Origin of the sequence: Clostridium sp. BL-8 (assembly GCF_002006495.1) — a bacterium.
Classification (GTDB): domain Bacteria; phylum Bacillota; class Clostridia; order Clostridiales; family Clostridiaceae; genus Clostridium.
Genome location: NZ_LZZL01000117.1, coordinates 1 through 12,888, shown reverse-complemented (window position 1 = coordinate 12,888; position 12,888 = coordinate 1). Strand labels below are relative to the sequence as shown.

The window sequence follows — 12,888 nt, the reverse complement described above, 5'->3', positions numbered from 1 at the left end:
AATAAAGAGCAACATATCATACGGGGAATATGAATGTTACTCTTTATTTATATATTTATAAGGGTAAATATTTATGAAAAAAAGCTTTTATTGTTGTTTATGATTTTATTATAATAGGCTAATATGTCAGGAGAGTGACAAATGTGAATTACAATATGTAGAAGGTGCGTAGTAAATTAAAAATGTTCTTTGAAAATTGAATAATGCGATAGTTACAAAATATGCTATAATTAATACGAAATAGTAAATTATGGTATAGGAAAAAAGAAGTGGAGAAATAGAAATGAACATGTTAAAATTAACAAAAGCAATAGTTAATTCACTAGTAGTAGTTTCAGTATTAGCATTAAATCCAATAGGCGCAAGTGCAGAATGGAAACAAGACTCAAATGGTTGGTGGAATACAGAAGGAAGTTCATGGTCAGTAGGTTGGAAGGAGATTGACGGAAATTGGTATTATTTTGGACAAGATGGGTATATGAAAACTGGTTGGATACAGAAGGGAGACAAATGGTATTATTTAGATGGTAATGGTGCCATGCTTAAAAACACTACCATTAATGGTTGTAAATTAGACTCTTATGGAGTGTGGATTCAATCATCGCAAAATACTTTGTCAAATGTTGATTCGCAATCTAAAAGGATAACTGATGAAACTGAAGTAATCAATAGAAAATCAATAGTTAAAGATGGGGATTGGCTATATGAATCTGGTAAGCTATCAAAAGTTAATCTTGATGGAACAAATAAAACATACATTGGACAGGCATATGGAGATATTATTGGAGTTGCTGATGATTGGGTTTACTATGTGGATACGACAATTGGATATCCAGGTAGCGAAGGCATATACAAGATAAAAGATAATGAAAAAATTAAGCTAACAAATGATGATTATATTATGGATGCTGTTCTTTATAAAGGATCAATATATTATGCATTAGGGCCTAAAGCTTATGATAATAATGTGATTAAGGGTGGATTATATAAAGTTGATATTGATGGAAAAAACAAAATCCAACTTACTGATCAAATAGTTGATAATATAAATATATACAAGGATTTTATATACTACATTGGAAATCAACAGATATTTAAAATGAGTACAGATGGTATTAACAGAATAAAAATCTGTGATCATTATGCAAGATTCTTAAAACTAAGTGAAGATAATATTTATTTTAGTAACGGTGATGATAAGGATAAATTATATAAGATTAGTATTTATGGTACAGACGAGAAGAAATTAAATGATGATATTAGCTGGGATATTCAAGTGAGTGGAAATTGGATATACTATAGTAATAATCCGTATGACGGGCATACTGCAATGATACTCCCTCTTGATCAGACAAGAGGAAATATTTATAAAATTACTATTAATGGAACTGATAAAACTAAACTGAATAGTGAGGTCAGTAGGCTGTCAGAAGTAATGGATGGATGGATATATTATAGTAATTGGTCTGATAACAAATTTTATAAGATTAAGTTAGATGGCAGTAATAAGTCAGTTGTAAATAGCTAAAACCAAATAATAAATTGTAAAATCGCAGTATTCAGAATATGAATTTGCGATTTTAATGTGCTGTACTAATAAGGAACGAATAAAAAAGATTTAAATCATATTCCCCCCTACTATGTAAAACTTAATAGAAATAGTTGTTTCAGACCACATGCCCCCATTTAGACACACAATTTTCCCTAAATGAAATTTTAAGAATACATAAATTAAAGAATATGTTATAATTGGAATAAAATAGTAAATAAGTATTGAGTAAAACTTATTTGTAGTATAGATTATTTATATTAAATAAATGGAAGAGATAAAATAGCATGGAGGATATTATGTGTAAAATATACAAAGCACCAATTGGATGGAATCCAACAAAATTAAATCCATTTACTACAACGGGGTATTATGGAAAAGAATGGTCGGTATTTATTTACGATGAAGAGATTGGACATCATAGTAATATATATGAGAATACTATGGTATATGTTGTTCGGGTGAATCCGGAAGTAGATTCTAAATATGAAAGATTATTTGATTATTTGACTTATGAAACCAAACATGGAAGAAACGTAATATTAAGTTTACCTAAGCAGATAAATTTTGATGAGGTTCTTGAGATGTTTGATAATTTTCATTCGGATAATGAATTTAGAGAAAGTGATGGAAAATATTTAGTGCATAGTACTACAAAAGAATCTTGGGAGAGCATTAAAAAATCTGGTGTATTATTATCTCCAAATGAATTAAAGAAGCAGGGAATAAGTATATTAGAGATTGGACTTAAACCGATGTTAGAGCCGGATGATTATTCTGATTACATTATGTTGGATGTATTAGAAGGATGTGGAGAATTAGTTGTAAATTCAAGACAGTTAGGATCTGTTTGTATAACTCCAGATATAAAATATATACCTGGAGTTAGAATATATTTTGATGCAGAATCAATCATAAAAGATGGTCTTGGTACAAGGGATGGATTACACATCTTGAAAGTAAAAGATAGATTACCATTAGACAAGTATTTACTTGACGTTATAAGCGCTGAGTCATTTAAGAAAAAAGAATGGACTCCTACAACATTTACAAATGAAGCTAATAGATACTTTTTAGAAGGACGATAAAGTTCAATTTCTCGCAGATATTAGAAATATAATTACACAATGCTTTTAAATTATGATGTGACAACAAATACATTATTCTAAATGAATGGTGTGTTTTTTATATCCCTCAATTATAAAGAAAGGATGGTGGGTCAATTATTGGTCGGAATACCTACAAAATACCGACATTTTATAAACATATTAAAGTGTACAAGCTATTTTGTGAATGTATATAATTATCTGTAAAGCGGCTGAAATACATGATTTATATAGGATTATTTTTGCAAAAGAATTTATAAATATATGCAAGGTTTTTCCCGCTGGGAGTACCATATCACATGGAGAGTTAATTTAATATTAATTAACTATGATTGAAGTCATTGAGTGGACAGAGTGTATAATTAATAATTTTTAAAATAATATAATATTAAGATTTACTTTAACAATCTTAATAGAAACATGATAACTTCTAATCAACTGATCTAAAGAAAGCCAATTTCAATTAAATTTTCAATTGAAAACTCAGTATCAAAAAATATTAATCTATTACCACAACATTAAGAAATGATGTGGTGGTATTTTTGCTGCTAATTAAAAAATAATCCTATTAAAGCTTGACTTGGTAAAGATGATAAAATATAATAATGATATTCATTATCAATTATTATTACAAGGAGTAACAAAATGAATTTTATTTGTACATTAGTTTTAGTAACAGTTTTAGCAGTATTTTTCACAGAATCTATTAGAAAGCGCTATTATATTTATTACACAATAGCAGGAGTTATTGCAATAACCACATCTATCTATGAAATCTTAAGAATAACATCTAATGCAAAGCTAGATGGATTTCTTCTTGTACTTGAAAAAGTATCGATGCGAGGCTTGATATCTATAGCATTTTTTATTTTAGTAATGTATGCTGGAGCTTTGAACTCCAGATGGCAAATAACTAAAAAATTGAGGAGCATAAGAGCAGAGCTAGCTATCTTAGGATGTATTACCATATTACCGCATGGAACTATATATTTTGTTCGATTTCTAATATTGAAACTTCCTAAAATCATGAGTGAAGGTACATTTCCTATATTGTATTTAAGTTATATTGCAGTTGGAATGATAGGATTTATTTTAATGATACCATTGTTTATAACATCATTAAAAAAAGTAAGACGAAAGATGAAAGGGCCGCAGTGGAAGAAGCTGCAAAAATGGGCCTATTTATTTTATTTGCTAGCATATATCCATATCGTATTTATATTACTAAATGATAAGGAAATTGATTGGCTAAGATTAGCAGTATATACATTAATTTTTGGCAGCTATATGGTTCTCAGATTAATGAAGTATAAAAACAGGAGTATATCAATGAGCACTCTAGAATTTAGTAAGGTCAACAATTAAAGTTACATATATATTAACTATTAATACCACATTATTCAGAAATGAGATTGTGGTATTTTTGTTATCTTATAGTATTGCATTCACAAAATATTTTATGATTGGTAATATATTTAGTTATACAATAAGGTGAAGTGTACAACATAAAAAAGCACATGTAATCACAAATTATTTACCGCCACTTACGACGGCGTTAACATAAAAATAATGTATTAACGTATTTTGAAGTAGTTGCGTGCTATATGATGGGCAATAATAAAGGAGTATGGATTGAAACTCAATACTTACCATTAAGTAAATGTAATGAGTTAAAAAATACGTTAGAATCATGGTTTTATGAAATAAAAAAGTATCAGAATGAAGAGGAAACTGTATCATAAGTAACGGATAATCGTTTTGATCAATAAAAGGTGAAGAGATAGGAGAAATACTTTGGGTTGTATTAAAAAACATATTATTATATTACATTGGATGAGTAAATGATAGCTTATGTAAATGTATATGTCCAGTATAAATAAGTAACCTTTTATAATCAATAAGGAATACTGTGGCGTAAATTACAGAAATAATGGCGTGCAATGATGTTAAAATTTAATGAGATAAAGAATATAATTCTAACATAAGATGAAGTTAAATTTGTTGACACAAGAGATGATTACTACATCTGTAAAACAAGGAGGGTTATATATGAGTAAAAAAGTGGCACTAATTACAGGAGCATCTAGTGGAATAGGAAGAGAATTTGCTCGCATTCATGCAGCAAATGGTGGAGACCTTGTTATAATTGCAAGAAGAGAGGATAAATTAAATGAACTAAAACAAGAATTAGAAAAGAAATATAATATTAAAGTAACAGTTATTACAAAGGACTTAACATTGCCACAGGCACCTATTGAAATTTATAATGAAGTAAAAGAAGCTGGTATCGAAATAGATTACCTTATAAACAATGCTGGATTTGGAGGACGTGGTTATTTCCATGAGCGTCCAATGGAATTAGATTTACAAATGATTCAAGTTAATATAGTAACACTCACTACTTTAACAAGATTATTTTTGCCTGACTTTGTAAAAAGAAATAGTGGTAAGGTACTAAACGTATCATCAACAGCAGCACTTATGGCTGGTCCATTACAGGCTGTTTACTATGCATCAAAAGCTTACGTTTTATCTTTTAGTAATGCGATAGCACAAGAATTACATGATACAAATGTAACAGTTACAGCATTATTACCTGGTGCAACAGAAACAGAATTTGCAAAAACATCTGATATGAGTAATACACCTTTATTTGCTAAAACAGGAAGCCCACATGTTGTAGCAAAAGAGGGTTACAATGCAATGTTACAAGGTAAATTAGATATTATTGCAGGTGTTACAGCTTCTCAAAAAGTTATGATGAGTATGTTACAATTTATGCCTAAAAAATTAATGTTAAAACAAATATATCAAATACAACAAGAAAAATAAAAATTAATAAATTAAAGATGGAGATACACTAATCCGTATTTTAAATAAACATCTACAGATAGATATGGAAGGAGTTTAAATGTTTAATAATAAATTTATACTAGATAGAAAATTTGCAGATTTAATCGAAAGTCTTGGTATATCAATTGCAGAAGTACTAAAAAAATCTAACTTACCTGAAGATTTATTTAGTCATCAAATACCTTCGTTAACAGCAATTGAATATATAGAATTTATGGAAACACTAAAAGAGTTGTCAAGTGATGAATGCATCCCGATAAAGATTGGTACAATAGAAAATATAGAAACATTTTCTCCGCCTATATTTGCAGCTTATTGCAGTAAGAATGTATTAACTTGCATGAAAAGAATATCGACATATAAAAAACTTATAGGACCATTGGTATTCATAGTTAATGAAAATAAAGATAATATAACATTAGAGATGACTTTTGAAAATGAAGAAAATGAATTGCCAGAGTTTTTAGTTGCAACAGAAATGGTATTTTTAGTACAACTTATGAGAAATGCTACTAAAACTCATATTATACCTAAAGAAGTTATGACAAAGCATAAGATAAATAATGATAATTATGAAAAGTTTTTTGGAATAAGACCTAAAGTAGGAACAAGAAATATATTGACTATATCAAAGGAAGATGCACTACGTCCTTTTATAAGCCAAAATAATGTTATGTGGGAGTATTTTGAGCCAGAACTAAAAAGACGACTTAGCGAATTGGACATAGATGACACTTATGCAGCCAGAGTTAGAAGTGCACTTATAGAACTTTTACCGGCAGGAGAAGGAAGTATAGATGATGTGTCATCAAAATTAGGTTGTAGCACAAGAACGCTTCAAAGAAAATTAAAGGAAGAAGATACTACATTCCAAAAACAGCTAAACCATACCAGAGAACTACTTGCAAGGCATTATTTAAAAAATTCAGATATATCTAGTGATGATATAGCTTACCTATTAGGATACCAAGATTTAAATTCTTTTGTAAGAGCATTTCATATATGGACTGGTATAACTATAGGTGAGTACAAAAAGAAAACAAGTAATTAGCTATTATATTTGAAGAAATGTATTCGGACCTTCCTTCACGGCCTGTCGAATTATATATACATATTCTTTAATCAAAAAGCAAATTAATTTCTATATGTGATTTATACAAAAAAGATAAAAAAGCGTTTGTTCGGCGTTTATCCTCCGATATTGGAGTGAATTTTATAATCAATAGATAAATGTATAAATTAGCTGAAACGTAGCAAAATAGCAGGTTACAGAACCATATAAAACTTGATAAAATTTATCAAAATGTATAGGTGCTATCCCGCTGGGAGTACCATATCACATGGAGGGTTGATTTAATATTAATTAAATATGATTGAAGTCATTGAGGGGACATTAGGAACATGATAACTTCTAACTAACTGATCTAAAGAAAGCCAATTTCAATTAAATATTAATCTATTACCACAATATTCAGAAATGAATTTGTGGTATTTTTTTCATAGGATTATATTGGTAAAACATGCTACAATAAAAATATATTTAAAATAAAATGAATGCATAAAGTATATATGATTAATAAAAAAACTGAAAAATATATAAGTTATGAAAGGATAATGCAATGAAAGATCAGGTATTCAAAATTAACCTTGATATTGATGTAATTAAAAGATTAAGAAACAAAGTAAATGAGCAGATTAATATTTCATATAATAAAAAATATGGCAAGCATCGTGCATGGGATAAAATTCGCGCCATAATGGATAGACTTGATGATACTGTTGATTATTTGAACGACCTTGAATTGAATACGGGAAAATATAGTCGTAGTGCATTTGATTTTTTTGATCTTATGAACAATGCATCTGTAGTTGTGGATTGTATAAAAGAGTTAGCTAAAATATTTAATGCATCTTATGATAAAGTTAAAAAGGCAACCAACATTTTTAATCAATTTGGAGATGATGGAGTTGGAAGGATCATGTGAATTTATTGAAAAATATGTTTTACTTGAAGATGATTATAGCGATTTTGAACTTTATACTTTAGTCCAAGTAGCATTATATTTAGAGTGCTTAGAACATAATTGTTTAATAAATAAGAATATTCCTAACAGTTTAGAATATCGTGAAAGATTGGTATCTGACGCTGAAAAAGAAGAATTATTTAATAATAATTGATTTTTAGTATGTGTTACTTAAAAGTTATTAACTCAATTTTCGCAGGATAGAAGCGATAGCTTTTCCTTGATATAGCAAGGCAAAGCTTCAATAAAACGATCAATTATTGAACTGATAATTTCCTTTGAAAGCATAATTTTTTCAGTTAAAACATTTTTTAGTGTATCAATAATAAGCTGCAACGCTTCGCAAAATTTAATATCTTGCATTTCATCACAGCAATGATAAAATAGACCGCCAATTGTTCTTAATTTGTTGTTACGATTTTCAATTGAGAGCATTATATATCTTGTGAAAACTATTGAAGTATGAGCAACCATAGAATCATATGAACGACATTGAAACTCTTTACCAAGTTTAAAAAATGATTTGTTCATTTTAAAGAAAACTTCAATATCCCAACGTTTCCCATAAATTCTGATGATTTCATCATCAGATAAAGATATATCAGTAGAAATTAGAGCAAGCCATTTTCTGCTCCTATTTCTATCTCTAACAAATACAATTTTTGCATTTATTTCATCACCGATGTCATCATGACCGATGCCAACTATTACTGAAGAAAGAATTTTAGCTTTACCTCTTTTTTTTTAACGAAGCATAAAGACTTTTAAGGTTTAAGTTCTTTCGATCATAATTATAGTAAACCCTTGGCATGGCTTTAACCATAGCAATAGTATTGAATTTTAACTTTTCTATTTCTAATAAAGTTTTTGGATAAGTGAACCAACTATCAAAAAGAACATAAGAAGCCGGAATTCCAAATTCCTTAGCTTTCTTTAGTAAGTTAAGCATTACTTCAGGAGATTTTAAAACCGCTTCTTTTCGAAGCTTCGATCCATTGGTTCTTTTAGCTATAGATTGATTTTCAGAACATAACCTATTCTCTTTCTTTTCGGATGAAAGAAGAGTAAAAGCAAGTGGTAGAAAAGTGTTGCCATCAGACCAACCAAGTGTTAAAAGTCTAAAACCCTTGACATATTTATGACTAACGTGGTCTCTGACTCTTGCAAGAAGCTCTACATGCTTACTTCTATTTCTACTGTAAAGTGAATCGTCGATTACAAGTACGTTTACTCTGTCTTCTGAAGTAAGAGGCTTAACTATATTCTGAATTATTGATGAAGACAATAACAATAGGAACTTTCTCCAGTTAAAGTTTGGTGAATTAAGAAATCTATAAACTACATCTTTTTCAAACTCTAATGATTCTTGAGAATCAAGAGTTCTGAATAGATTTTTGCCGGTAAAAACGAGCATGAATATAAATTTTAAAACTTTAATACAAGAAATTCCTTTATCTTTGCAGAAATTGCATTGTTTAAGAATATATCCAATTTTGTTTACACTAAAAATTTATTGATTGTTATATTAAATTTTTCTATATCATTATTATTTGGTATAATAGAATTCGTAAGAAGCATGCCTTTCTTTGGTTTAGTGTTTTTAGCAATTCTAGTATACCAAAAGGGATGTTTCTTTGTTTTATTTATTGAAAATAAATGCTTTCCCGCCGATTTATATCTGCGAAAGTTGAGATTTTAAATAAATATACTAACTAAGTTGATTGAAAATAAAAAAACATGATTTTAAACCAGTAGACTACAGAAATATATTTTTGAAGGATGTGAGAAGCATCTATGGCAAGAGTATAGAGTAATCTACTGGTTCATTATAAATTATTTATAATTATTAGAAGGATTTTTTCTCTTTTTGTATAATTAATTATGTTTGTAGAATTAGTTAGATAAAGGAGTAAATGCAATGGAAATGAAAACATTCAACATTATATCTATAGGAATAAAATTAAATTACAGTTCTGAAATTGATGAGAAAACTAATAAAATAATTTCAAATAAAATTATAACTGGTTTAAAAAGAAAGCTGGTACCCTATGATGTAGAAGAATTAATAAATGAAATCAGTGTATTAAGATTAAAACTCAGACTTAAAAAAGGTGTACGTTGTGAAATGACAGAGCCAAGGTCGCTTATTGACAAAATGATAATAGAATCATTAAGTAAAGACAAAGAATTAGTTACATATATGCTAGATGTAGAAGCAGAAGAATTAGATGTAAAGCCAGAATAGAAACTAAGAACTCTCATAATGAGGGTTCTTTTTTATGCAATAAATTAGATTTCTTAAATTAATTTTATAGAAAGGAGTTTTAACATGGATAAACCTAAAAGAAAAAAATTAAAACTAAATATTAAATTTGACAAAGGAATAGTTGTATGTGCTAGATCTCCATCAGAATGTAAAAGCTGCAAAGAACATTGTGAACTAATGGAGCTATCATATAATCCATTTAGTAATAAAGACATACTCGAATGTTTTAAGAATAGTGAAAGAAAAATGTAATTGAATATAATATTTAGAATATAATTTAAGTAATAAAACCAAAGGGGATATAAATATGAGACTTGACTTAGATAAGAAAGATTTAATTTCTCTAGTAAAAGGAACAGACCCTAATTTAAATGTAATGGGAGATCCAAAAATAAGAAGCTGCGGAAGTTATGGAGAAACTCATGGAAGATGGGACTGGAACTATAGAGCATTTGAGGGGTGTTCAGAGCAAGAGATATATGAAGTCTATCAGTTATGTAAAAATAGTTGGAAATAGAATATTATTGAGCACTTATAAATGTAGTTGAGAATATATTTAAAGAATTATTTAATAATGAGCTGTAAATTAAGGCTCATTTTTTTTATTCAAGAAAAAAGATAATATGGTAAAGTGAGGAATGGCTAGGGCACCAAACGAGAAACAAATAGAGGCTAAGAAATTATACTACAAAGGTTGTAAGTTAATAGAGATATCGAAAAAGCTAGATATTCCAGAGGGGACTATTAGAAGTTGGAAAAATAGATATAATTGGGATAATGAAAATAATGCAACGTTGCAAATAAAAATACAGGTAAAAGGAAATTGAAAAAGGGTCAGGGCACAACAAGTATACAAATGATTAAAAATGTAGCTGAAACTTTTTCGGGCGGAGAAGTAAATGTTATAGAGAATACAGCACCTTATACATTTACAATACAGTTTATAGGTGTTAAAGGAATTCCGCGTAACATGCAGGAATTTATCAATATGCTTGAAGATATTAAACCAGCTCATTTAGGATATGTATTTAAGTATACATACACATATTGGGATTATTTGGATAGCAAAAACTTATCTTATAACGATATAGAAATCATTAAGTGGGATGATTTGGAGATATACACTTAAAGGAGATGATTAAATGCAACAATCAGCAAATTATGCTTTGAAGTTACCAGAGGGTACAGATAATGTGAAAAGACAGGATTTTGTAGATAACTTTACAGCTATAGATACGCAATTGAAGACTATAAATGATAACAGTTATCCTGATATAACAGCGACAGGAACAAATGCTTATGTAGGGACATCAGATAGAATAAAAGCTTTAGCAAAAGGTACAAAGCTTACTCTATTTGTAGGAACAGATGCAACAGGAAATTGCACATTAAATCTAAATTCCTATGGAGCTAAGAATATTAAAGATAGCTTTGGAAACATAGTAAATAATATTAAGGCTAATATACCATACAATCTCTGTTATAACGGAACGGATTTTATACTACAGGGTAAAGGAGGTGGTGGAAATGCTTTACCAAGTGAGATAGTTAAAAATAAAACGGCTACAACTGATGCTGGACCAGTAGTAGGTACTTTAGATTTAAGTAATTTAGTTTTTGGAAATATTAAAAGTGGAGTAACTATAAATGGTGTAAGTGGAAGCCCAACAGTAGTTGATATAGCAGATGCTGTTCTTGACCCAGCATTTTTAGTTCAAGGTTATAGTGGATATGATGATGGAGTTAAGAAAAACGGAACATTGCTTTTTGGAGCTTTACAAAATGCAAAAGATACATGGACTGATGGAAATGGAACATTATGAGTTAGAATACTAAGTAAAGGCGAGTTTACTGATTTAATAAATTGATATGCACCAGAACTTAATCTTTATGATGGCAATTTTATTGCTTCGAATGTCATTAGTGGTAAAAGTATATTTGGAGTAAATGGAACAGCTACAATATCAAGCATGGGTGGAAGAAGATTTTCAATACAACAAAATTTGCCTCCAGCATCAGGATCAAACGCAATAAATGTTGGATATCAACCTTCAACTGTTATAATTCGGCAAAATGGTGTTGCTGGGATAGATTATATGTATATAAAATCACTAATAGGGGATAGAACAACAACTGTATATACAGCTGGAGGCTCATCTGCAGGTTTAACAAATAATGCTATTGCAATAACTTCAAGTTGATTCATCTTTTATTCAACAGAATACGTTGGTTGGAGTTATATATGTTATGAATAGGAGGAATGAATTATGAATGCAAAAGTAAAAATTTATTATTTATTATCTGGAGATGCTTTGTTGACTATAGTAACACCAGAAAATGTAGAGTAAACTACAAAACAACAAGACATGGAAATATATGAACAACTTAAAGATAAATCTGTAAGTGAGATAGATTATATTGAATTAGAATATCAAGAATTAGCAACTACTCTTGTTAATTCTAAATCCTACAAAGTTAATTTAGATACCAAACAATTAGAAGTGGTTTATTACAGCAAATATGAATTAAATGCAATAGAACTTCAAAATCAAGAAACTGAAGCTTTAAACAATAGAGTTTCAGATATATCAAGTTATTTATCAAATTCAGATGAAACTACTATTTTAAATATAGAAAATTCTATATTAGAAATAGAAAAAAATAAAATAATAAATGGAGGAATATAAAATGACTACAATGCAAACATTACTAGGAAATATACTAAGGAATAGAATTAATGCAGAATTAAAGAAAGCTGCAGCAGATCAGAACTTTACTGCAATTCAGGAAACTATGGATATTTTTCTTGCAGGAGATAAAATTACTACAGATGAATATGATGAATTTACACAATTAATTACTCAAACTACAACAGATAGTACAAGCACAGATTCTAATAAAGCAGCTACTGCATCATTGAAAAATTAGGTGTAGTAGTAGAAGCGATTAAAAGAAGTTCCTTATTTGGATTTTTAGGGCTAGATTGAGATATAATATCTAGTCTTTTTATTATGCTTATTTTTACTATAGAAAAATTATAAGAATATTATAGAAACGGTATAGGAAGTCTATAAGAATTTTAATATCGCA

The 12,888-nt window shown here is 28.8% G+C and carries 19 protein-coding genes; 17 read left to right on the top strand and 2 right to left on the bottom strand.

All coding sequences use genetic code 11. The annotated features are described in order from the left end of the window. The first annotated feature begins 283 nt into the window (after nucleotides 1-283). The 8 genes from CLOBL_RS24660 (at nucleotide 284) to CLOBL_RS24630 (ending at nucleotide 7,686) form a co-directional block, all read left to right on the top strand. Nucleotides 284-1,528: a DUF5050 domain-containing protein gene (locus CLOBL_RS24660; RefSeq protein WP_077861429.1), complete on the top strand. Its 1,245-nt coding sequence runs from the start codon at nucleotides 284-286 to the stop codon at nucleotides 1,526-1,528. 320 nt (nucleotides 1,529-1,848) lie between these two features. Beyond that, a complete protein-coding gene (locus tag CLOBL_RS24655; protein ID WP_077861428.1) occupies nucleotides 1,849-2,637 on the top strand; it encodes a hypothetical protein in 789 nt (262 codons plus the stop codon). Between the two features lie 663 nt (nucleotides 2,638-3,300). Then, on the top strand, nucleotides 3,301-4,020 hold the full coding sequence (locus CLOBL_RS24650; protein ID WP_077861427.1) for a ferric reductase-like transmembrane domain-containing protein: 720 nt from the start codon (nucleotides 3,301-3,303) through the stop codon (nucleotides 4,018-4,020). 242 nt (nucleotides 4,021-4,262) lie between these two features. Further along, the gene (locus CLOBL_RS29060) at nucleotides 4,263-4,397 is read left to right on the top strand and encodes a hypothetical protein (RefSeq protein WP_278281360.1); all 135 of its coding nucleotides are present in this window, start codon (nucleotides 4,263-4,265) and stop codon (nucleotides 4,395-4,397) included. A 307-nt stretch (nucleotides 4,398-4,704) separates the two neighbouring features. Next, on the top strand, nucleotides 4,705-5,487 hold the full coding sequence (locus tag CLOBL_RS24645; protein WP_077861426.1) for an SDR family oxidoreductase: 783 nt from the start codon (nucleotides 4,705-4,707) through the stop codon (nucleotides 5,485-5,487). A 79-nt stretch (nucleotides 5,488-5,566) separates the two neighbouring features. Beyond that, nucleotides 5,567-6,559 carry an AraC family transcriptional regulator gene (locus tag CLOBL_RS24640; protein ID WP_077861425.1) on the top strand — a complete coding sequence of 331 codons (993 nt, stop codon included), beginning with the start codon at nucleotides 5,567-5,569 and terminating at the stop codon, nucleotides 6,557-6,559. A gap of 568 nt (nucleotides 6,560-7,127) precedes the next feature. Next, complete coding sequence (locus CLOBL_RS24635) at nucleotides 7,128-7,493, top strand: hypothetical protein (protein WP_077861424.1); 366 nt, start codon at nucleotides 7,128-7,130, stop codon at nucleotides 7,491-7,493. Next, the gene (locus tag CLOBL_RS24630; protein WP_077861423.1) at nucleotides 7,477-7,686 is read left to right on the top strand and encodes a hypothetical protein; all 210 of its coding nucleotides are present in this window, start codon (nucleotides 7,477-7,479) and stop codon (nucleotides 7,684-7,686) included. The genes CLOBL_RS24635 and CLOBL_RS24630 overlap by 17 nt, the downstream gene beginning before the upstream one ends. Before the next feature lie 32 nt (nucleotides 7,687-7,718). Here CLOBL_RS24630 and CLOBL_RS28720 read toward each other — a convergent pair whose 3' ends face one another. Together CLOBL_RS28720 and CLOBL_RS28715 are read right to left on the bottom strand one after the other, a co-directional pair. After that, nucleotides 7,719-8,063, bottom strand: coding sequence for a hypothetical protein (locus CLOBL_RS28720; protein ID WP_242953914.1), 345 nt, complete (start codon nucleotides 8,061-8,063; stop codon nucleotides 7,719-7,721). A gap of 199 nt (nucleotides 8,064-8,262) precedes the next feature. After that, nucleotides 8,263-8,946 carry a transposase gene (locus tag CLOBL_RS28715; protein ID WP_242953913.1) on the bottom strand — a complete coding sequence of 228 codons (684 nt, stop codon included), beginning with the start codon at nucleotides 8,944-8,946 and terminating at the stop codon, nucleotides 8,263-8,265. A gap of 504 nt (nucleotides 8,947-9,450) precedes the next feature. Between CLOBL_RS28715 and CLOBL_RS24620 the strand changes: the two genes are divergently transcribed. The 9 genes from CLOBL_RS24620 to CLOBL_RS24585 all read left to right on the top strand — a co-directional run bounded on the left by CLOBL_RS24620 (nucleotide 9,451) and on the right by CLOBL_RS24585 (nucleotide 12,726). Continuing rightward, nucleotides 9,451-9,777 carry a hypothetical protein gene (locus CLOBL_RS24620; RefSeq protein ID WP_077861422.1) on the top strand — a complete coding sequence of 109 codons (327 nt, stop codon included), beginning with the start codon at nucleotides 9,451-9,453 and terminating at the stop codon, nucleotides 9,775-9,777. 84 nt (nucleotides 9,778-9,861) lie between these two features. Beyond that, nucleotides 9,862-10,050, top strand: coding sequence for a hypothetical protein (locus CLOBL_RS24615; RefSeq protein ID WP_077861421.1), 189 nt, complete (start codon nucleotides 9,862-9,864; stop codon nucleotides 10,048-10,050). Between the two features lie 55 nt (nucleotides 10,051-10,105). Further along, nucleotides 10,106-10,315 carry a hypothetical protein gene (locus CLOBL_RS24610; protein WP_077861420.1) on the top strand — a complete coding sequence of 70 codons (210 nt, stop codon included), beginning with the start codon at nucleotides 10,106-10,108 and terminating at the stop codon, nucleotides 10,313-10,315. Nucleotides 10,316-10,436: 121 nt separating this feature from the next. Continuing rightward, the gene (locus CLOBL_RS28710) at nucleotides 10,437-10,625 is read left to right on the top strand and encodes a phage terminase small subunit-related protein (RefSeq protein ID WP_242953912.1); all 189 of its coding nucleotides are present in this window, start codon (nucleotides 10,437-10,439) and stop codon (nucleotides 10,623-10,625) included. Then, nucleotides 10,622-10,927 (top strand): putative phage tail protein, encoded by a 306-nt coding sequence (locus CLOBL_RS28705; RefSeq protein WP_242953911.1) that lies wholly within the window; start codon nucleotides 10,622-10,624, stop codon nucleotides 10,925-10,927. Before CLOBL_RS28710 ends, CLOBL_RS28705 begins: the two co-directional genes overlap by 4 nt. Before the next feature lie 13 nt (nucleotides 10,928-10,940). Beyond that, nucleotides 10,941-11,621, top strand: a complete 681-nt coding sequence (locus CLOBL_RS24600) for a hypothetical protein (RefSeq protein ID WP_077861419.1) — start codon at nucleotides 10,941-10,943, stop codon at nucleotides 11,619-11,621. A gap of 147 nt (nucleotides 11,622-11,768) precedes the next feature. After that, on the top strand, nucleotides 11,769-11,999 hold the full coding sequence (locus CLOBL_RS24595) for a hypothetical protein (protein WP_077861418.1): 231 nt from the start codon (nucleotides 11,769-11,771) through the stop codon (nucleotides 11,997-11,999). A 165-nt stretch (nucleotides 12,000-12,164) separates the two neighbouring features. Beyond that, complete coding sequence (locus CLOBL_RS24590; protein ID WP_077861417.1) at nucleotides 12,165-12,485, top strand: hypothetical protein; 321 nt, start codon at nucleotides 12,165-12,167, stop codon at nucleotides 12,483-12,485. A gap of 1 nt (nucleotide 12,486) precedes the next feature. Further along, a complete protein-coding gene (locus tag CLOBL_RS24585) occupies nucleotides 12,487-12,726 on the top strand; it encodes a hypothetical protein (RefSeq protein WP_077861416.1) in 240 nt (79 codons plus the stop codon). Nucleotides 12,727-12,888: the final 162 nt, after the last annotated feature.